This window comes from Microbacterium pollutisoli, assembly GCF_053586795.1.
Genome location: NZ_JBNYWT010000001.1, coordinates 416541 through 435401 on the forward strand (window position 1 = coordinate 416541; position 18861 = coordinate 435401).

The 18861-nt window shown below is 70.0% G+C and carries 18 protein-coding genes and 2 tRNA genes; 8 read left to right on the top strand and 12 right to left on the bottom strand.

Annotation, left to right across the window (positions count from 1 at the left end):
- Nucleotides 1-31 precede the first annotated feature (31 nt).
- From ACQ143_RS01995 to ACQ143_RS02010, 4 genes are all read left to right on the top strand, one after another.
- On the top strand, nucleotides 32-949 hold the full coding sequence (locus tag ACQ143_RS01995) for an ACP S-malonyltransferase (protein ID WP_449569046.1): 918 nt from the start codon (nucleotides 32-34) through the stop codon (nucleotides 947-949).
- Nucleotides 946-1947 carry a beta-ketoacyl-ACP synthase III gene (locus tag ACQ143_RS02000; protein ID WP_449569047.1) on the top strand — a complete coding sequence of 334 codons (1002 nt, stop codon included), beginning with the start codon at nucleotides 946-948 and terminating at the stop codon, nucleotides 1945-1947. Before ACQ143_RS01995 ends, ACQ143_RS02000 begins: the two co-directional genes overlap by 4 nt.
- Nucleotides 1948-2026: 79 nt before the next feature.
- Nucleotides 2027-2275, top strand: a complete 249-nt coding sequence (locus tag ACQ143_RS02005; protein ID WP_449569048.1) for an acyl carrier protein — start codon at nucleotides 2027-2029, stop codon at nucleotides 2273-2275.
- Between the two features lie 52 nt (nucleotides 2276-2327).
- Complete coding sequence (locus tag ACQ143_RS02010) at nucleotides 2328-3566, top strand: beta-ketoacyl-[acyl-carrier-protein] synthase family protein (RefSeq protein ID WP_449569049.1); 1239 nt, start codon at nucleotides 2328-2330, stop codon at nucleotides 3564-3566.
- 167 nt (nucleotides 3567-3733) lie between these two features.
- Here ACQ143_RS02010 and ACQ143_RS02015 read toward each other — a convergent pair whose 3' ends face one another.
- Complete coding sequence (locus ACQ143_RS02015; protein WP_449569050.1) at nucleotides 3734-4237, bottom strand: DUF3145 domain-containing protein; 504 nt, start codon at nucleotides 4235-4237, stop codon at nucleotides 3734-3736.
- A gap of 209 nt (nucleotides 4238-4446) precedes the next feature.
- Between ACQ143_RS02015 and ACQ143_RS02020 the strand changes: the two genes are divergently transcribed.
- A complete protein-coding gene (locus ACQ143_RS02020) occupies nucleotides 4447-5967 on the top strand; it encodes a catalase (protein ID WP_449569051.1) in 1521 nt (506 codons plus the stop codon).
- A 38-nt stretch (nucleotides 5968-6005) separates the two neighbouring features.
- Here ACQ143_RS02020 and ACQ143_RS02025 read toward each other — a convergent pair.
- Nucleotides 6006-6079: transfer RNA gene (locus ACQ143_RS02025), tRNA-Ile, on the bottom strand.
- 39 nt (nucleotides 6080-6118) lie between these two features.
- On the bottom strand, nucleotides 6119-7201 hold the full coding sequence (locus tag ACQ143_RS02030; protein WP_449569565.1) for a DMT family transporter: 1083 nt from the start codon (nucleotides 7199-7201) through the stop codon (nucleotides 6119-6121).
- 57 nt (nucleotides 7202-7258) lie between these two features.
- Here ACQ143_RS02030 and def point away from each other — a divergent pair, with 57 nt between their 5' ends.
- Nucleotides 7259-7825, top strand: coding sequence for a peptide deformylase (gene def, locus ACQ143_RS02035; protein ID WP_449569052.1), 567 nt, complete (start codon nucleotides 7259-7261; stop codon nucleotides 7823-7825).
- Between the two features lie 69 nt (nucleotides 7826-7894).
- On the opposite strand, the gene ACQ143_RS02040 is transcribed toward def, so the two are convergent.
- The 5 genes from ACQ143_RS02040 to dusB form a co-directional block, all read right to left on the bottom strand.
- A tRNA-Asn gene (locus ACQ143_RS02040) sits at nucleotides 7895-7970 on the bottom strand.
- 61 nt (nucleotides 7971-8031) lie between these two features.
- Nucleotides 8032-8796 carry an ATP-binding cassette domain-containing protein gene (locus tag ACQ143_RS02045; RefSeq protein ID WP_449569053.1) on the bottom strand — a complete coding sequence of 255 codons (765 nt, stop codon included), beginning with the start codon at nucleotides 8794-8796 and terminating at the stop codon, nucleotides 8032-8034.
- 49 nt (nucleotides 8797-8845) lie between these two features.
- Nucleotides 8846-10684: a DNA primase gene (dnaG, locus tag ACQ143_RS02050; protein ID WP_449569054.1), complete on the bottom strand. Its 1839-nt coding sequence runs from the start codon at nucleotides 10682-10684 to the stop codon at nucleotides 8846-8848.
- On the bottom strand, nucleotides 10684-12072 hold the full coding sequence (locus ACQ143_RS02055) for a deoxyguanosinetriphosphate triphosphohydrolase (RefSeq protein WP_449569055.1): 1389 nt from the start codon (nucleotides 12070-12072) through the stop codon (nucleotides 10684-10686). Before ACQ143_RS02055 ends, dnaG begins: the two co-directional genes overlap by 1 nt.
- A complete protein-coding gene (gene dusB / locus ACQ143_RS02060) occupies nucleotides 12044-13204 on the bottom strand; it encodes a tRNA dihydrouridine synthase DusB (RefSeq protein ID WP_449569056.1) in 1161 nt (386 codons plus the stop codon). The genes ACQ143_RS02055 and dusB overlap by 29 nt, the downstream gene beginning before the upstream one ends.
- 61 nt (nucleotides 13205-13265) lie before the next feature.
- Here dusB and ACQ143_RS02065 point away from each other — a divergent pair, with 61 nt between their 5' ends.
- The gene (locus tag ACQ143_RS02065) at nucleotides 13266-13769 is read left to right on the top strand and encodes a glutathione peroxidase (RefSeq protein ID WP_449569057.1); all 504 of its coding nucleotides are present in this window, start codon (nucleotides 13266-13268) and stop codon (nucleotides 13767-13769) included.
- Here ACQ143_RS02065 and ACQ143_RS02070 read toward each other — a convergent pair.
- The 4 genes from ACQ143_RS02070 to leuA all read right to left on the bottom strand — a co-directional run bounded on the left by ACQ143_RS02070 (nucleotide 13753) and on the right by leuA (nucleotide 18037).
- A complete protein-coding gene (locus ACQ143_RS02070; RefSeq protein ID WP_449569058.1) occupies nucleotides 13753-14445 on the bottom strand; it encodes a DsbA family oxidoreductase in 693 nt (230 codons plus the stop codon). The two genes, ACQ143_RS02065 and ACQ143_RS02070, sit on opposite strands and share 17 nt — an antisense overlap.
- Before the next feature lie 38 nt (nucleotides 14446-14483).
- On the bottom strand, nucleotides 14484-15287 hold the full coding sequence (locus ACQ143_RS02075; RefSeq protein WP_449569059.1) for an isoprenyl transferase: 804 nt from the start codon (nucleotides 15285-15287) through the stop codon (nucleotides 14484-14486).
- On the bottom strand, nucleotides 15284-16012 hold the full coding sequence (gene recO, locus ACQ143_RS02080) for a DNA repair protein RecO (RefSeq protein WP_449569060.1): 729 nt from the start codon (nucleotides 16010-16012) through the stop codon (nucleotides 15284-15286). Before recO ends, ACQ143_RS02075 begins: the two co-directional genes overlap by 4 nt.
- Nucleotides 16013-16270: 258 nt before the next feature.
- The gene (gene leuA / locus ACQ143_RS02085) at nucleotides 16271-18037 is read right to left on the bottom strand and encodes a 2-isopropylmalate synthase (protein WP_449569061.1); all 1767 of its coding nucleotides are present in this window, start codon (nucleotides 18035-18037) and stop codon (nucleotides 16271-16273) included.
- Nucleotides 18038-18224: 187 nt separating this feature from the next.
- Between leuA and ACQ143_RS02090 the strand changes: the two genes are divergently transcribed.
- Nucleotides 18225-18857 carry a hypothetical protein gene (locus ACQ143_RS02090; RefSeq protein WP_449569062.1) on the top strand — a complete coding sequence of 211 codons (633 nt, stop codon included), beginning with the start codon at nucleotides 18225-18227 and terminating at the stop codon, nucleotides 18855-18857.
- Nucleotides 18858-18861 lie beyond the last annotated feature (4 nt).

The window sequence follows — 18861 nt, forward strand, 5'->3', positions numbered from 1 at the left end:
GGGGTCGCCCGGTTGTTGGCAGGATGGAACCGTGAAAATCGCCGTCTTCCCCGGACAAGGGTCGCAGACCCCTGGGTTCCTGGTTCCGTGGCTCGAGCGTGAGGGCGCCCGCGAGCGTCTCGCGCACTTCTCGGAGGCCGCCGGGGTCGACCTCATCGCGGCCGGCACCGAATGGGACGCCGACCGCATCCGCGACACCCAGGTGGCGCAGCCGCTGATCGTAGCGGCGGGCCTCTTGGCCTGGGAAGCGCTGACCGCCACCGGCACCCGCCCCGCCGGGGTCGCCGGTCACTCCGTGGGCGAACTGGCCGCGATGGCCGCGGCCGGGGTGCTCTCGGTCGACGATGCGATGCGGCTGGTCGGCGTGCGTGGCCGTGCGATGGCCGAAGCCGCCGCAGCGGCGGACACCGGCATGAGCGCCGTCATCGGCGGGGACCAGGATGCCGTGGTCGCCCGACTCGACGAGCTGCGGCTCACCGCGGCCAACTACAACGGCGGGGGGCAGATCGTCGCCGCCGGGGCCCTGGCCGACCTGGCCGAACTCGCCGCCGAGCCGCCCCGCGGCGTGCGGGTCATCCCCCTGCAGGTGGCCGGCGCCTTCCACACCGGCTACATGGCCTCCGCCGTCGACACGCTGCGCGCGGCGGCCGCCGATGTCGCGGCATCCACCCCCGAGCTGACCCTGTGGACCAACCGCGACGGCACGACCGTGGGCGACGGCCGCACGGCCGTGGACCTCATGGTCGCGCAGGTGGCCAGCCCCGTGCGCTGGGACCTGTGCATGGCGTCCTTCGCCGACCACGGTGTGGACGGCATCATCGAACTGACCCCCGCCGGCACCCTCGTCGGGCTCGCCAAGCGTGCCCTGCGCGGCGTCCCCGCGGTCGCGGTGAAGTCTCCCGAGGATCTCGAGGGGGCCACCGCACTTCTGACAGGAGGCGACGCGTGACCGTCACGCTGAAACAGTCCACCGGAGCGGCACACACCCGCATCTACGCGTACGGCGCGGCACGCGGCGAGAACGCCGTGCCCAACGACGACCTGATCGGTCCGATCGACTCCAGCGATGAGTGGATCCGCCAGCGCACCGGCATCGTCACCCGCACGCGCGCCGTCGCGACCACCACCGCCATCGACCTCGCCGCCGACGCGGCCCGCGAGGCCGTCGAGCGTTCGGGCGTGCCCGCCGACCAGATCGACGCCGTCATCGTCGCGACGATCTCCAACCCCAAGCAGACACCGTCGGTGTCGGCCATCGTCGCCGACCGCGTCGGTGCCAACCCGGCCGCCGCCTACGACGTCAACGCCGCCTGCGCCGGGTTCGCGTACGGCGTCGCGCAGGCCGACGCGCTGATCCGTGCCGGCGCCGCCCGGCATGCGATCGTGGTGGGCGCCGAGAAGCTCAGCGACATCGTCGACCCCACCGACCGTTCGATCTCGTTCCTACTCGGCGACGGCGCCGGCGCCGTGGTCATCGGCCCCAGCGACACACCGGGTATCGGCCCGACGGTATGGGGGTCGGACGGATCCAAGGCCGACGCCGTGGGCATGAACCACACCCTCGTCGAGTTCCGCGACGGTCTCGCCCCCTGGCCGACGCTCCGTCAGGAGGGCCCCACGGTGTTCCGCTGGGCGGTGTGGGAGATGGTCAAGGTCGCGCGCCAGGCGCTGGAAGCCGCGGGTGTGACGCCGGCGGATCTCGCCGCGTTCGTCCCGCACCAGGCGAACATGCGCATCATCGACGAGTTCGCCAAGCAGCTCAAGCTGCCCGACTCGGTCGTGATCGCCCGTGACATCGAGACGACCGGCAACACCTCCGCGGCATCCATCCCGCTCGCCGCGCACCGTCTGCTCGAAGAGCACCCCGAACTCAGCGGCGGACTGGCCTTGCAGATCGGTTTCGGCGCCGGACTCGTGTTCGGTGCGCAAGTCGTGGTGCTCCCCTGACCGCGCCATCCGCACACCTAAACTGAACAGCGGCCCGGTCGGGCCCTGGAAGACCACCATCAGAACAAGGAGACATCCCATGGCACTCACCAACGACGAGGTTCTCGCCGGGCTCGCCGAGCTCATCACCGACGAGACGGGCATTGCGGCCGACGAGGTCGCTCTCGAGAAGTCGTTCACCGACGACCTCGACATCGACTCGATCTCGATGATGACGATCGTCGTGAACGCCGAGGAGAAGTTCGGTGTCACCATCCCCGACGACGAGGTCAAGAACCTCAAGACGGTCGGCGATGCTGTGACGTTCATCACCTCCAACCAGGAGTGACCTTCAACGGCGGTGGGGGCCCGTGCCCCCGCCCCGAGACCGCGAGGAGACCATGACCAAGCCCCGTATCGTCGTCACCGGCATCGGTGCGTCCTCCCCCATCGGCGGGACCGCGCCCGACAGCTGGTCGGCGCTGCTGGACAAAGCATCCGGCGCCCGCACGCTCGAGTACGACTGGGTCGAGCAGTACAGCCTGCCGGTGACGTTCGCCGCCGAGGCGCTCGTCCGGCCGGACACCGTGCTCGAACGACCCGTCGCCAAGCGACTGGACCCGTCCTCGCAGTTCGCGCTCGTCGCCGCGCTGGAGGCGTGGGCCGACGCCGGGGAGCCGGAGGTGGAGCCCGAGCGGCTCGGTGTCGATTTCGCGACCGGCATCGGCGGCGTGTGGACGCTGCTGGACGCGTGGGACACGCTGCGTGAGAAGGGGCCGCGGCGCGTGCTGCCGATGACGGTCCCCATGCTCATGCCGAATGCGGCCGCCGGCAACCTGTCGCTGCACTTCGGGGCACGGGCGTACGCGCGGACCGTCGCGAGCGCCTGCGCGTCGAGCACCGAGTCGATCGTGAACGCGGTCGAGCACCTGCAGCAGGGGCTGGCCGACGTCGTCATCGCCGGCGGCACCGAGTCGGCGGTGCATCCCATCACGATCGCCTCGTTCGCCTCGATGCAGGCGCTGTCCCGTCGCAACGACGACCCGGCGACCGCATCGCGTCCGGGCAGCGTCGACCGTGACGGCTTCGTCATGGGCGAAGGTGCGGCGGTGCTGATCCTCGAGACCGAGGAGCACGCCAAGGCCCGCGGCGCCAAGATCTACGGCGCCGTCCTCGGCGGCGGTGTGACGGCCGACTCGTACCACATCACCGCGAACGACCCCGAGGGGACCGGGGCCGCCCGCGCCGTGCAGATCGCCCTGCGCAACGCGGACGCCTCCCCCGACGACGTCACGCACATCAACGCGCACGCGACATCGACACCGGTCGGCGACCCCAACGAGTACGTGGCGCTGAAGACCGTGTTCGGCGATCGGGTCGACGAGATCCCGGTCTCGGCCACCAAGGCCTCCACCGGCCACCTCCTGGGCGGCACCGGCGCGCTCGAAGCGGTCTTCACGATCCTCGCCCTGCGCGACCGGGTCGCACCGCCGACGATCAACATCACCGAGCAGGACCCGGCCGTGCCCTTCCGGCTGTCGGGTGAGTCCACACCGCTGGGCGCCGGCGATCAGCTCGCGATCAGCAACTCGTTCGGCTTCGGCGGCCACAACGCCGTCGCCGTGTTCGCGTCGGTCTGATCCTGCATGTGAAGACGCCCCCGGGAAGCCATCCGGGGGCGTCTTTCCATGTCAGGCGGTGCGGTACGCGGTCCTGGGACCCGGGAAACCCGTCATCCGAGTCCCGTACTGGCGCCACGCGCCCGCCTGCGTCTTCAGTCGTCCAGTGTCACGACCGACCGATCGTCTCAGCCGACCTTGTGCAGCCAGACCACCGGGGCATCGTCGCTGGCGTGCCGGAACGGGTCGAGCTCCTCGTCCCAGGCCGCGCCCAGGGCGATATCGAGTTCACGCTGCAGCTCGTGCACGTCCCCGGCCGCGATCTCCATCGCATACCGGATGCGGTCCTCGCCGATGACGACGTTGCCGGCGGTGTCGGTCTGTGCGAAGTGGATGCCCAGGCCCGGCGTGTGCATCCAGCGTCCGCCGTCGCTGCGGGGCGTCGGATCCTCGCTCACCTCGAACCGCAGGTGCTCCCAGCCGCGGATGGCCGTGGCCAGGGCCGCTCCGGTACCGGCCGGACCCTCCCAGTAGTACTCGGCGCGGCGGCTGCCGGCGAGGACAGGCTGGTCTGCCCAGTCGAAGCTGACGGCGTGCCCGAGGGCGCGACCGACTGCCCACTCGAGGTGGGGGCACAACGCGCGCGGCGCGGAGTGGATGTAGATCACTCCACGCGCTTGTGGTGTCGCCATGACTTCTCCGTTTCATCAGGTGCGTCTTCCCCTACGACCTGAGTGCCGGAGTGCGGCGGGATATGCGGTTGTGCGCCTATTATCTCTGATGCCGGGGTGGAATCACAAGCCTGTGATTCGACGGACCCGCCCGGGAACCGGCGGACGGTGGGAGGATGGGAGCGGCTGCCTGACAGCCGTCGATCGATTCGCCAACGAAGGAGAACGAGATGGACGACAAGACGCCGCACGCCACCGGTTCCACCACGCAGGCCGGCATCCCCGCGGTCAGTGATCGGAACGCCCTGACCGTCGGCAACAACGGGCCGATCGTCCTGCACGATCACCACCTGATCGAGACCATGCAGCACTTCAACCGGATGAACGTGCCCGAGCGTCGTCCGCACGCCAAGGGCGGTGGGGCGTTCGGCAGGTTCGAGGTCACCGAGGATGTGTCGCGGTACACGATGGCCGACTTCCTCCAGCCCGGCAAGACCACCCAGATGCTGGCGCGGTTCTCCACCGTGGCCGGGGAACTGGGCTCCCCCGACACCTGGCGGGACGTCCGGGGGTTCGCGCTGAAGTTCTACACCGATGAGGGCAACTTCGATCTCGTCGGCAACAACACCCCGGTGTTCTTCGTGCGCGACCCCATGAAGTTCCAGCACTTCATCCGGTCGCAGAAACGGCTGCCGCACAACGGGTTGAGGGACGCCACCATGCAGTGGGACTTCTGGACCTGCAACCCGGAGTCCGCCCATCAGGTCACCTACCTGATGGGCCAGCGCGGCCTCCCCCGCACCTGGCGGCACATGAACGGGTACAGCTCGCACACCTACTCCCTCGTCAACGCCCAGGGTGAGCGGTTCTGGGTGAAATGGCACTTCCAGACGAACCAGGGGGTGGAATACCTCACCAACGCCGAGGCGGAGCGGCTCGCCGGGGCCAACGCCGACTTCCACCGTCAGGACCTCTACGAGGCCATCGCGGGCGGTGACGCGCCCTCGTGGGACCTGTACTTCCAGATCATGCCCTACGACGAGGCCCGGTCGTATCGGTTCAACCCGTTCGACCTGACGAAGATCTGGTCGAAGAAGGACTACCCGCGCATCAAGGTCGGAACGATGACGTTGGACCGCAACCCGGAGAACTTCTTCGCCCAGATCGAGCAGGCGGCGTTCTCACCGGCCAACATGGTCCCGGGCACCGGGAACTCTCCGGACAAGATGCTGCTGGGCCGCACGTTCTCGTATCAGGACGCCCAGCGGTACCGGATCGGCACGAACTTCCAGCAGCTGCCGGTCAACAAGCCCGTCAACGAGGTGCACACCTACAACTTCGAGGGCAGCATGTGGTACGAGCACACCGGCGCCCGCTCGGTGTACGCCCCGAACTCGTTCGGCGACTCGTGGTCGGACGAGGAAGGCCCGGTGGCCAACGGGTGGGAGGCCGACGGCGAGCTGACGCGCCACGCGTACGACCTGCATCCCGAAGACGACGACTTCGGCCAGGCCGGCACCCTCGTGCGGGAGGTGTTCAGCGATGCGCAGCGCGACGAGTTCGTCCAGACGGTGGCCGGCGCATTGGACGGCGTGCGCGAGCCCGTCCTGTCGAACGCATTCCAGTACTGGAAGAACGTCGATGCGGTCATCGGTCAGCGGATCGAGGACGCCGTGCGGCACGGCGCCGAAGGTGCCACCGTGCCCGGCATGGGCGTCGATGCGGAAGAAGGTTCCGCCCCCGCCGTGTGATGCGCGAAACGGCCGCCCCCGGGCGGCCGTTTCCTGCGTGGGGCGGGTGGGACTTGAACCCACGATCGTCGGGTTATGAGCCCGCTGCCTTGACCAGCTTGGCCACCGCCCCCTGCGTTCCGAGCCTACCGGAGTGCGCCCGCGGCACCGGTCAGCGGCGGTGCGGGCCGAGGGGCTTGTCGTCGTCGACGGGCGGCTCCGGCCACACCTTCGACACGGCCTCGGTGATGCGTACCGAACCGGTGCGCGGTGCGGGATCGTCGGGGACCACGCCCCCGCTGCTCCCGCGGCGGATCGGCAGCTCCTGGCTCTCGCTGATGACCTGCGGGTGGTGTCGGGCGAGCTGGAAGACGCCGACGATGGCCAGGGCGCCCGCGACGGCGAAGCCCAGGTAGGCGGGCCACGGGGCACCCTCGGCCTCCTGCAGGACCACGAGGCCGATCAGGATCGCCACGATCGGATCGATCACCGTCAGTCCCGCGATGACGAGGTCGGGCGGTCCGGAGGCGTACGCACTCTGGACGAAATAGGCGCCCACACCGGTGCCGGCGAGCAGCCCCAGCAGGCACAGCAGGGTGAGCCACTCGAAGTCCCCCGACTGGATGCGGCTGATCACGACCTTCGCGAGCGTCGCCACAAATCCGTACATGATGCCGGCGGCGACGATGTAGAACAGCGCGGTCATGCGGTGGCGCAGCCACAGCCACGCGCCGGTGAGCAGGACCGTCACCGCGGCCAGGATGATGAGGATGGTCGTCAGTTGCCCGTCGGTGACCGGCTCCTCGGTCGCGTACAGGGCAGCGATGGTCACGAAGATGAGGATGCCGCCCACGCACAGCGCGATGGCGGTGAGCGAGCGTCCGGTGGGCTTGTGGCCGCTGATGCGCGCGTTGAGCAGCGTCGTGATGACCAGGGAGATCGCGCCCACGGGCTGGACGAGGATGAGCGGGGCGAACGACAGCGCCGACAGCTGGCACACGATCGCCAAGCCGAGCATGACGGTTCCGATCACCCACGACGGCCGGCGCAGCAGATTCACCAGCTGTCCCCCGCTCAGGCCGCCGCGCTCACCCGACTGCTTCGAGAGCCGTTCGACCTTCTGCACGCCGCGATGCTGGTACTGCGCGCCGAACGACATGAACACGGCGCCGAGAAGGGCCAGCGGGATGCCGATGAGGATCGCCGGGTCCCTGAACACCCCCACCACCTGATCGGTGATGTCCTCCAGCGCCATACCCGCCGCATCCACACAATGACACTAACGGCATGCCTGCGTCGGTAGGCTCAGGACGTGGCAGTTCTCCCGATTCGCATCATGGGCGATCCCGTCCTCCACGCCGTCGCCGCCCCGGTCGACGAGGTGACCGACGAGATCCGCACTCTCGTGACCGACATGTTCGAGACCATGGACGCGGCCCCGGGGGTGGGCCTGGCCGCCCCGCAGGTCGGGGTGGGGCTGCGCATCTACACGTACAGCTACCAGGACGACGACGGCGCCCCGTGGCGCGGCGTCGTGCTCAATCCCGTGCTGTGGCAGAAGCCGTTGGAGCCGGGTGCCCCCGACCCCGACGAGGAGTCCGAAGGATGCCTGTCCTTCCCCGGTGAGCGCTTCCCCCTGCGCCGCTCGGACGAGGTGCGCGTCACCGGGATCGACCTCGACGGCGCCCCGGTCGAGATCCATGTCACGGGCTGGCGGGCGCGCATCATGCAACACGAGTTCGACCACCTCGACGGCGTGCTCTACATCGACCGGCTCGACGACGGCGACTGGAAGACGGTGCAGAAGATCGCCCGCAAGCGCGGGTGGGGCCGGCCGGGGCAGAGCTGGATGCCGGGCGTCGACGACCTCGACGCCTAGTCCGGCACGCACGCGAAGCCTCGTCACCACCGGAAACAGGAACGGCCCCGAGGTGGAGCTCGGGGCCGTTGGCTCCCCGGCTTGGACTCGAACCAAGAACCTATCGGTTAACAGCCGATTGCTCTGCCAATTGAGCTACCGAGGATCAGTCACCCGCGAGCGGGCAACCAGACCATGCTATCAAAGCCTGAGGGGTGCTCGTGACATCAGGCCGGCTTCTGCGTGCGCGCGTCGGGGGTCCACAGCAGATCGTCGACGCGGTGCCCGAAAGCGACCGGCACACCGTCTCGCAGCACGAGGACGTCCGCGTCGAAACCCCTTACCGCGTCCTCCTCGTTGGTGGCCAGCAGCAGCGCCATGCCGTGCTGCCGCCGGCGGCGCTCGATCGCGTCGTACACGGTCGAACGCACCTCGGGGTCCAGATTCGCGAACAGGTCGTCGGCGATCAGCACCTGCGGCTGCAAGACGAGGGCGCGTGCCAGCGCGACCCGCTGCCGCATCCCGGCCGACAGCTCATACGGATACTTCTGTGCCGCGCCCAGGGGCAGCTGCAGCTCATCGAGAAGCGCCGCCACCCGCACCTCCAGTGCCCGCGGATTCGCGCGGCGGGCGCGGCTGGTGATCGGGTCGGCGATGACGTCGGACACGGTCATCCGCGCTGCCAGGTCGGCGCCCGCCCGCTGCGACAGGTAGCCGGTCACGTAGCGCCGGGCCCGCCCGACGCGGCCGCGGCGGTCGACCCGGATGCCGGCGACTTCGGCCGTGCCGCCCACGAGCCGCACCTGCGGGTCGGCGCCGGCCAGCAGCGCCAACAGACTGGACTTGCCGGACCCGGTGGGTCCCATGAGGGCGAGCGCTCCCCTGCGGGCCACGGTGAAGGACACCCCGTCGACCACGCGCGGTCCGCGGGCACCACGCGCGACGGACACGTCCACGCAGCGGACGACGACCTCGTCGGGAGCCTCAGGCATGCGCTTCATCCTGCCCGGTCCCACCCGAACATGCCACTCGCGCCCGCGTTCAGTCCTCGCTGAGGAGGCGGCGACGGGCATCGATCTCGCGGAGCGCGACACGGACGCTGCGGCCCTCCTCCGAGTCCGCCGGAACCCGCTGGATGGCCCCGAGCAGCTCGTGCTTCTCGCGATCGATCGCCCGCACGCGCAACCGCCGACACAGGGAACGCGTCGAGGCGAGGGCTTCGGCCTCGGTCAGCGCCGGGAAGGTCGCGGTCAGCAATTCGACGCCCAGAGAACGGTAGGGCTCGCGCACCGCGTCGATCGCCGCCGACGCCCAGCCCACCCGCGTGCGATCCGGCTGCGCCGCCACCGCCGCGCGGACGGCGTCGAGCGCGGGATGACTCATCGGCAGCATCATCGCCTGCGCGATGTCGTCGCCGTCGATGAGGTGCCCGTACTGCAATACGCCCATCAGGGCGTCGCGCTCCATGACGGTCTCGGCGGTGCGCGGAAGTGACGCGATCGTCACTCGCGTGTTCTCCGCGGCGGGAGCGGATGCCGGCGCGACGGTCTCCGGGGCGCCGCCGGAGCGCGCGGCGCGCTCGACCGCGGGGGTGACCTCCCCGAGGTCCATCCCGAGCTTGCGGGCGAGCACCCGTGTGTACCCCGGTCGGAGCGACCGGTCGCGGATGTCGGCGACGATGGGGGCGGCGGCGCGCAGGGCCCCCACCCGACCCTCGACCGTGGCCAGGTCGAAGCCCGCCAGGCGCTGGTCGATGACGAACTCGAACATCGGCGCCTTTGTCTCGATGAGGCTGCGTACCGCGGCGTCCCCCCGGCTCAGGCGCAGGTCGCAGGGGTCGAGGCCGTCGGGCGCGACGGCGACGTAGGTCTGGGCGGAGAACCGCTTCTCGTCGCCGAACGCCCGCAGCGCGGCCTTCTGGCCGGCGGCATCCGGGTCGAACGTGAAGATGACCTCACCGGCGGCCGAGTCGTCATCCCCCATGACGCGGCGCAGCACGGTGATGTGGTCCGAGCCGAACGCGGTGCCACAGGTCGCGATGGCGGTGGTCACGCCGGCGAGGTGACAGGCCATCACGTCCGTGTAGCCTTCGACGACCACGACCTGGTGCCCGCGCGAGATGGACTTCTTCGCGAGGTCGAGGCCGTAGAGCACCTGCGACTTCTTGTAGATCGGGGTCTCGGGGGTGTTCAGGTACTTGGGGCCCTTGTCGTCGTCGTACAGGCGCCGGGCGCCGAAGCCGATCGTCTGCCCGGTGACGTCCCGGATCGGCCAGACGACACGGCCGCGGAACCGGTCGTAGCCGCCGCGCTGACCCTGGGAGAGCAGACCGGCCGTGAGCAGCTCCTCCTCGGTGAACCCCTGGGCCTTCAGAGCGTTGCGCAGGCCGTCCCAGCCCTTCGGTGCGTAGCCGATGCCGAAGTGGGCGGCCGCGCCGGCGTCGAATCCGCGTTCGCCCAGGAACCGTCGGGCCGCGTCGGCTTCCGGTATCGCGAGCTGAGAGCGGAACCACTCGGCGGCCGCGGTGTTCGCCTGGTACAGACGCGTGCGGCCGCTGGTCTCGGGCGCGGCGGCGCCGTCCTCATAGTGCAGCTGGTAGCCGATGCGGCCCGCCAGCCGCTCGACCGCTTCCGTGAACGACAGGTGGTCCATGGCGCGCAGGAACGAGTACACGTCGCCGGATTCGCCGCAGCCGAAGCAGTGGTAGAAACCGACCTGCGGGCGGACGTGGAAGCTCGGGCTCCGCTCGTCGTGGAACGGGCACAGCCCCTTGAACGAACCGACCCCGGCGGGTTTGAGTGCCACCCGTTCGCCGATGATGTCGGCGAGGTCGGTGCGTGCCTTCACCTCTTCGACGTCGGTCTGCCGGATGCGCGCCATCACAGACCCTCGATCGGCTCGGGCAGCGCGAAGTCGTTCGACGCGGTCACCCGCGCGTGTGTCGACCACAGGCCGAGCTCGCGCAGGTCGACGTGGCCGACCAGCCGCGTGTGCCATTCGATCGCGAACCGGTCGGTCAGGGTCGCCACCTGGTCGACGATCACGCGTTTGCGGGCAGCGTCGGTCTCGGCCCGGCCGAAGTCCTCGGCGTGGAGCGGGTCGAGATGCTCGGGGCGCTCCGCCAGGGCGGAGGCGAGCCGCTTGAGCACCCGCCGCTGTTCCTTGTACAGGCCGCGGCGCCCGTCGATGGACACGACGAACGCCCCGATCGTGCCCTTGAGCACCGCCATCTCGGCTTCGATGCTGCGCGGCACGATGACCCGGCCGCCGAAGCGGGTGAGCACCGGCGTCTCGTAGTGCTCGCGGGTGGCGGCCGTGGCGGCCCGGGCGAACCGGCCGATCAGGTCGGAGGTGAGGTTCTTGAGGCGGGCCACCCCGGCGCGCGACGGTTCGAACGACCGCAGCCACTCGGGCAGGTTCACGAGCCGGTACAGGGCGTCCTCGAGCTCGTCGCGCTCGAACCCGTAGCCGACCCAGCTCTGGATCGCCGTCAGCAGCGCTTCGTGCTCCCGCGGGTCGGTCAGGCGCCGCGGGTCGAGGTACCCGTTGAGGATCGCGTCTTCGACGTCGTGCACCGAGTAGGCGATGTCGTCGGACAGGTCCATGACTTCGGCCTCGATGCAGCGGCGTCGACCCGGCGCGCCCTCGCGCATCCACCGGAACACCTCTTCGTCCTCGGGGTAGACGCCGAACTTCTGCCGCCCGCCGGGGTCTGGGATGGCATGCTCCACCGTCCACGGGTACTTGCAGACGGCGTCGAGGCTGGCGCGGGTGAGGTTGAGGCCGAACGCGGTGCCGTCGTCGCCGGTGACCTTCGGCTCCAGGCGCGACAGGATGCGCAGCGACTGCGCGTTGCCCTCGAACCCGCCGATGTCCTCCGCCCAGTCGTTGAGCGCACGTTCACCGTTATGACCGAACGGCGGATGCCCGATGTCGTGACTCAGGCAGGCCGTGTCCACCACGTCGGGTGACAGCTCGAGGGCGATCGCCAGTTCCCGGCCCACCTGGGCGACCTCGAGCGAGTGGGTCAGCCGGTTGCGGGCGAAGTCGGCGGCGCTGGCGGGGCTGAGCACCTGCGTCTTGGATGCCAGTCGGCGCAGCGCCGCCGAGTGCAGCACCCGCGCCCGGTCGCGGGCGAAGCTGTCGCGCTGGGATCGGTGTCGCTCGGGGTGGAAGCGCTCGGCGTCACGGTCGTCGTATCCGGTCGGGCGGCCGTGGGCCACCCCGACACCGGCGCCGTCAGCCGCCACTGGTGTCCAGTTCCGCATCGGCGAGGGTAAGTGCCGCCTGGGCGCCCACATCGCGGGAGGCCAGCCAGCCCTCCGGCAGAGCGGGGCGCTTGGGCGTGCCCGCGCGGCCGCGCTGCCCTTCGGCGGCCGCCCCGGGGTACGGCGCGGCCAGGTCGAGCGTGGCGATCAGGTCGTCGATCTCGGCGATGGTCGACACGGACGCGAACCGGGCGCGGGTGTCGCCGCCGACCGGATAGCCCTTGAAGTACCAGGCGACGTGCTTGCGGATGTCCCGGCATCCGCGCTCCTCGTCGTCGAAGAACTCGACGAGCAGCTCGGCGTGCCGGCGGAAGGCCGCGGCGACGAAGCCCAGGGTGGCGTCGACGGGCGCCGCCGCGCGGCCGCCGAACGCACGGGCCAGGTCACCGAACAGCCACGGCCGCCCGAGGCATCCGCGCCCCACGACCACACCGTCGCACCCGGTCTCGGCCATCATCCGGGTGGCGTCGTCGGCGGACCAGATGTCGCCGTTGCCGAGCACCGGCACGCTCGTGACCGCCTCCTTGAGCGCGGCGATCGCGGCCCAGTCGGCGGTGCCCGAGTAGAACTCCGCGGCGGTGCGCGCGTGCAGCGCGACGGCGGCGACGCCGGCGTCTTCGGCGATGCGACCCGCGTCGAGGTAGGTCAGGTGGTCGGCGTCGATGCCCTTGCGCATCTTGACGGTCAGCGGCACGTCGCCGGCGGCACGGGCGGCGCGGGTGACGATCTCTCGGAACAGGTCGAGCTTCCAGGGCAGCGCCGCTCCCCCGCCCTTGCGGGTGACCTTGGGCACCGGGCACCCGAAGTTCAGATCGATGTGGTCGGCCCGGTCCTCTTCGACGAGCAGCCGCACGGCGGCCTCGGTCGTGGCCGGGTCGACGCCGTACAGCTGGATCGAGCGGGGCGTCTCCGACTCGTGATGGGTGATCAGCCGCATCGTTGTGGCGTTGCGCTCGACGAGGGCTCGGGTGGTGATCATCTCGCTGACGTAGAGCCCCGCGCCGTACTCGCGGCACAGCCGGCGGAACGCCGTGTTGGTGATCCCGGCCATCGGGGCCAGCACGACCGGCGCATCGAGCGCGATCGGCCCGATGCGCAGCGCGGGGGCGGGTGCGAGCGTGGTGGTGGACATCCTGTCCATTCTCCCAGACTCATCGGGGCTTCAGGTGTGTGCGAGGCCATATCGTGGACACATGGCCCCTACCCAGACTGCGGAACTGACCGACATCCGCTTCGAGACCGCCGACGGCGCGTCGACGACACTGGCCGCCTACGGCGAGCGTGCCCTGCTCGTGGTGAACGTGGCATCCAAGTGCGGGCTGACGCCGCAGTACGAGCAGCTCGAGCAGCTGCAGCGGACCTATGGGGACCGCGGCCTGCAGGTGATCGGCTTCCCCTGCAACCAGTTCATGGGCCAGGAGCCGGGCTCCATGGAGGAGATCCTCGACTTCTGCTCGACGACCTACGGGGTGAGCTTCCCGATCATGGCGAAGGTGCGGGTCAACGGTCCGCACGCCGCGCCCCTGTACAAGGCACTGAAGAAGGCGCCCAACCTCGAGGGCGTCTCCGGGCCGGTGGCCTGGAACTTCGAGAAGTTCCTCGTGACGCCGGCCGGTCGCGTGCACCGGTTCCGCCCGCAGACCAAGCCGGACGCCCCCGAGGTGATCGCGGCGATCGAGGCTAGTCTGCCGGCGTGAGCTCGCTGTCGGGCTCCGCGATGCGCTCGGCCCAGAGCTGACGGGCGATCTGCGCGAACGCCTCGGCCGGCTGGGCGCCGGACACGCCGTACTTGCCGTCGATGACGAAGAACGGCACACCCTGGATGCTGTACTGCGTCGCCTGCGCCTGATCGGCGCGCACATCGTCGAGGTGACGGCCGGACTCGAGCGCCTCGCGCGCGGCACCGGCATCCAGTCCCGCCTCGGCGGCCAGTTCGACGAGGTCGTCGACGCGGCCGACGTGCCGGCCCTCGGTGAAGTAGGCGGACATGAGCCGCTCGGCCATCGCGAGCTGCGCGCCCTGCTGCTTGGCGAAATGCAGCAGCTCGTGCGCCTTGACCGTGTTGGTGTGCTTGAGCAGGTCAAACCGGTAGTCGAGTCCGGCCTCCTTGGCGACGGCGGTGACGCGTTCCAGCATCTGCTCGACGTTCGCGCGCGGCATGCCCTTGTGGCCGGCGAGGAAGTCGATCTCATCGCCGTCGAAGTCGACGGGCGTGTCGGGTGAGAGTTCGTAGGAGTGGAAGGTCACCTCTACCCGGGGGGCGTCGTCGTCGCCGGCGGTCGCCGCCAGCCCCGTCTCGAGGTTGCGCTTGCCGATGTAGCACCACGGGCAGGCGATGTCGCTCCACACGTCGATTTTGATGGGATCAGTCACATCGGGTGCAACGCCCGGTCGCGGACGGCGTATTCCCGTCAGCCGGTCGGGGCGTCCACGGCGCCCCCGAAGCGGCGGTCGCGGTCGAGGTAGAGGCCGATCGCGTGCCACAGGTCGGTGCGCGAGAAGTCCGGCCAGAGCGTGTCGAGGAACACCATCTCGGCGTAGGCAGACTCCCACAGCAGGAAGTTCGACGTGCGCTGCTCGCCGGATGACCGGATGAACAGGTCGACGTCGGGCATGTCGGGGATGTACAGGTGGCGCCGGATCGTCTTCTCGGTGATCGCAGCGGGCTTGAGCCGGCCCGCGGCGATGTCCTCGCCGATGCGCCGCATCGCGTCGACGAGCTCGACGCGGCCGCCGTAGTTGATGCACATCGTGAGGGTGAGCACGTCGTTGTCCGCGGTGAGCTTCTCGGCGAACTGCAGCTCCTTGATGACCGAGCCCCACAGTCGCGGCTTGCGCCCGGCCCACCGCACGCGCACGCCCCACTCGTTGAGCTGGTCGCGGCGGCGGTGCAGCACCTCCCGGTTGTACCCCATGAGGAAGCGCACCTCGTCGGGCGAACGGCTCCAGTTCTCGGTGGAGAACGCGTACACGCTGAGGTGCTTGACCCCGGCCTGCACGGCGCCGGCGACGACGTCGAGCAGCACCTCCTCCCCCGCCCGGTGCCCTTCGATGCGGGTGAGCCCGCGACGGTTGGCCCACCGGCCGTTGCCGTCCATCACGATCGCGACATGCTGCGGCACGCGCCCGGCCGGGAAGGCGGGCGGGTGGATGCCGGTCCAGTCCAGCGGTCGGTAGGGTACGGCGTCGCGGTGCGTGTAGGGCTTGGGGGTCAACGCACACCTTCCATGTGGCCGAGCGAGCGGATGCCGCGTTCCAGATGCCACTGGGCGTAGGCGGCGACGAGCCCCGACGCGGCGCCGGTGGCTTCGGCGGTGGAGCCGTCGACGACGTCCCACTCGCCGGCGAGCAGCGCCCGCAGGAGATTGCCCGTCTCGGGCCGCACCCGCGCCGAGCCGGCCGGCGCGCAGTCACCGCACACCATGCCGCCCAGCTGGGCGACGAACCACTCGTGGGGCCCCGGGCGGCCGCAGCGCGTGCAGTCGTGCAGCCCGGGCGCCCACCCCGACAGCGACATCGCCCGCAGCAGGTACGAGTCGAGCACCGACCGGGAGGCGTGGTCGCCGCGGGCCAGCGCCCGCAGCCCGCCGACCAGTAGCAGGTACTGCTGGGGTGTCGTCTCGGCCTCGTTGAGCCGGTCGGCCGCTTCGACCATCGCATGGGCGGCCGTGTAACGGTCGTAGTCGGCGACGATCGCCGCCCCGTAGGACCCGAGCGACTCGGCCTGCTGGACGATGTCGAGCGTGCGGCCCTTGTACAGCTGCGCGTCGGCGACCATGAACGGTTCGAGGCGGGCGCCGAACCGGGAGGAGGTGCGGCGCACCCCCTTGGCGACGGCGCGCACCTTCCCGTGACGTCTGCTGAGCAGTGTCACGATGCGGTCGGCTTCACCCAGCTTGTGGGTGCGCAGGACCACGACCTCGTCGCGGTAGGTGGGCACCGTTCGATTATCCCTTCCGCCGGTGACAATGGCCCTGTGACAGGGCCGCTGTCCGCGATCCGTGCGCGGTGCCGGGTGCGACGCACGCGATGGGGCACCGCTTGTGGCGGCGGCCATCGCGTGCGTCGTGGTGGCGACGATCATCCGGCTTCTGGCCGTGATCGTCGACGTCTCTCTGCCGGGGGCAGCGAGTTCTTCATCGCCGGAAGGTCGCGGTGGTGACCTCGGCGACACCGATCTGGGGGCTCTGGCGGGCCGTCAGACGGTGGCCAGTGCGGGTTCGGCCTGACCCTGGCGGGTGCGGATCGCGCGGTTGACCCCTGACACGATCGCCTTCAGGCTCGCCGTGGAGATGTCACCGTCGATGCCGACGCCCCACAGTCGCTCGCCGTCCACGTTCAGCTCGACGTAGGCGGCGGCCTGGGCGTCGCCGCCGGCACTGAGTGCGTGCTCGACGTAGTCGTACACGGCGATGTCGAACCCCTGGGCGCGGATCACCTCGAGGAACGCGGCGACCGGTCCGTTGCCGTGCCCGGTGGCGTCCACGGTCGTCTCTCCGTCGCGCAGCGTCACGGCCAGGGCCACGTCACCGCTCATGTCGCTCTCGGTGCGGGTCGACAGCAGTTCGAAACGGCCCCACTTGGCGTCGTCGGCCGAGGCGGGCAGGTACTCGTCGGTGAAGATGGACCAGATCTCGTCGCTGGAGACCTCGCCGCCCTCGGCATCCGTCTTGGCCTGCACGACGCCCGAGAACTCGATCTGGAGCTTGCGAGGCAGGTCCAGGGCGTGGTCGGTCTTGAGCAGGTACGCGACGCCGCCCTTCCCGGACTGCGAGTTGACGCGGATGACCGCCTCGTACGAGCGGCCCAGGTCCTTCGGGTCGATCGGCAGGTACGGCACCGCCCACTCGATCTCGTCGACGCTCACCCCGGCGGCCGCGGCCCGGGCATCCATCGCCTCGAAGCCCTTCTTGATGGCGTCCTGGTGCGAGCCGCTGAACGCGGTGAACACGAGGTCACCGGCCCACGGGCTGCGCTCGGGCACCGGCAGCTGGTTGCAGTACTCGGCGGTCCGCTTGACGTGGTCGATGTCGCTGAAGTCGATCTCCGGGTCGATCCCCTGGGTGAGCAGGTTGATGCCCAGCGCCACCAGGTCGACGTTGCCGGTGCGCTCCCCGTTGCCGAACAGGCATCCCTCGATGCGGTCCGCGCCGGCCATGTAGCCCAGCTCCGCCGCCGCCACCGCGGTGCCGCGGTCGTTGTGCGGGTGCAGCGAGAGGATGACGTTCTCGCGGTGGTTCAGGTGCAGGCTCATCCACTCGATCGAGTCGGCGTACACGTTCGGGGTGGCCATCTCGACGGTGGCCGGCAGGTTGATGATGACCTTGCGGTCGGGGCGGGGCTCGAACACTTCCAGCACCTGATTGCAGATGTCGACGGCGAACTCCAGCTCGGTGCCGGTGTACGACTCCGGGGAGTACTCGTAGTACACCGTGGTCTCGGGGATGCGCTTCTCGTACTCGCGGCACAGGCGCGCGCCCTCCAGGGCGATGTCGATGACGCCCTGCTTGTCGGTGCGGAACACGACCTCGCGCTGCAGGATGCTCGTCGAGTTGTACAGGTGGACGATCGCCTGCTTGGCTCCGGCGATCGCCTCGTACGTGCGCTCGATGAGGTGCTCACGCGACTGGGTCAGCACCTGGATGGTGACGTCGTCGGGGATCAGATCCTCTTCGATGAGCTGACGCACGAAGTCGAAGTCGGTCTGGCTGGCCGAGGGGAATCCGACCTCGATCTCCTTGTAGCCCATCTTCACGAGGAGCTCGAACATGATGCGCTTGCGCTCGGGGCTCATCGGGTCGATGAGGGCCTGGTTGCCGTCCCGCAGGTCGACCGCGCACCAGCGCGGCGCCTTCTCGATGCGGGCCGAGGGCCAGGTGCGGTCGGGCAGGTCCACGCGGATCTGCTCGTGGTACGGCCGATACTTGTGGATCGGCATGCCGGACGGCTTCTGGGTGTTGTCCATGAGGTCGCTTTTCTCTCGTCAGATGAGGCGGGCCAACACCAAGCTCCGCGACGAGGGAGGCCCTAGAACGTGGCCTCGTCGCGGCAGCTAAGGAGGAGCTGGCCGAAGCGCATGGGACCAGAGTACACCCGAACGTCCGCCGGTGCCGACGATGAGACGGTCGTCGCGGCGCCGACACTGTAGGGACATGACACGTCTCCGACACGCGACGGTACTGCTGGCGGGATGCGCGATCGTCGGCCTGGCGGCCGGCTGCGCCACGGAAACCGACGCCGGCGCGGCGCCGGACGCCCCGGTCGGCCACTCCCTGGGATCCCTCGCCCCCGGACTGCCCGACGGTGAGGTGATCGCGGAGGGCACGGTGCTCGAAGACAGTGACGGCGCGCGCGTGTGCTTCGCGGTGATGGAGTCCTATCCCCCGCAGTGCCACGGGCTGCCCCTGACCGGGTGGAGCTGGGAGGGCCTGGACGGGGCCGAATCGGCGAACGGCGTCACGTGGGGTGCGTATGCCGTGCAGGGGACATACGACGGCGAGTCGCTGACGGTCACCCAGCCGCCGGTGCTGCTGGCGCTGTACGACCCGATGATGCGCGAGGACCCCACCGGCGGCGAGCCCGGCGACACCGACGCCGCGACCCTGCAGCGCATCGAGGAGGAGCTGCCCGAGCGCCTGGGCGACGAACTGCTGTCGTGGTGGCCGCAGGAGGGGCGGATGTGGGCACAGGTCGTCTGGGACGACGGCACGTGGCAGGATGCCGCGGATGCGGACTACGGCGATGGGACCGTCGTGATCCAGCCGTGGCTGCGCGAGCTCGGCTGAGCAC

Excerpts from the sequence above, each read along its gene's own strand:
- ACQ143_RS02005 (WP_449569048.1), top strand. The coding sequence starts at position 2,027 with ATGGCACTCACCAACGACGAGGTTCTCGCCGGGCTCGCCGAGCTCATC.
- ACQ143_RS02010 (WP_449569049.1), top strand. The coding sequence starts at position 2,328 with ATGACCAAGCCCCGTATCGTCGTCACCGGCATCGGTGCGTCCTCCCCC.
- ACQ143_RS02015 (WP_449569050.1), bottom strand. The coding sequence starts at position 4,237 with ATGGCGACACCACAAGCGCGTGGAGTGATCTACATCCACTCCGCGCCG.
- ACQ143_RS02020 (WP_449569051.1), top strand. The coding sequence starts at position 4,447 with ATGGACGACAAGACGCCGCACGCCACCGGTTCCACCACGCAGGCCGGC.
- ACQ143_RS02030 (WP_449569565.1), bottom strand. The coding sequence starts at position 7,201 with ATGGCGCTGGAGGACATCACCGATCAGGTGGTGGGGGTGTTCAGGGAC.
- ACQ143_RS02045 (WP_449569053.1), bottom strand. The coding sequence starts at position 8,796 with ATGCCTGAGGCTCCCGACGAGGTCGTCGTCCGCTGCGTGGACGTGTCC.
- dnaG (WP_449569054.1), bottom strand. The coding sequence starts at position 10,684 with ATGGCGCGCATCCGGCAGACCGACGTCGAAGAGGTGAAGGCACGCACC.
- ACQ143_RS02055 (WP_449569055.1), bottom strand. The coding sequence starts at position 12,072 with ATGCGGAACTGGACACCAGTGGCGGCTGACGGCGCCGGTGTCGGGGTG.
- dusB (WP_449569056.1), bottom strand. The coding sequence starts at position 13,204 with ATGTCCACCACCACGCTCGCACCCGCCCCCGCGCTGCGCATCGGGCCG.
- ACQ143_RS02065 (WP_449569057.1), top strand. The coding sequence starts at position 13,266 with ATGGCCCCTACCCAGACTGCGGAACTGACCGACATCCGCTTCGAGACC.
- leuA (WP_449569061.1), bottom strand. The coding sequence starts at position 18,037 with ATGGACAACACCCAGAAGCCGTCCGGCATGCCGATCCACAAGTATCGG.
- ACQ143_RS02090 (WP_449569062.1), top strand. The coding sequence starts at position 18,225 with ATGACACGTCTCCGACACGCGACGGTACTGCTGGCGGGATGCGCGATC.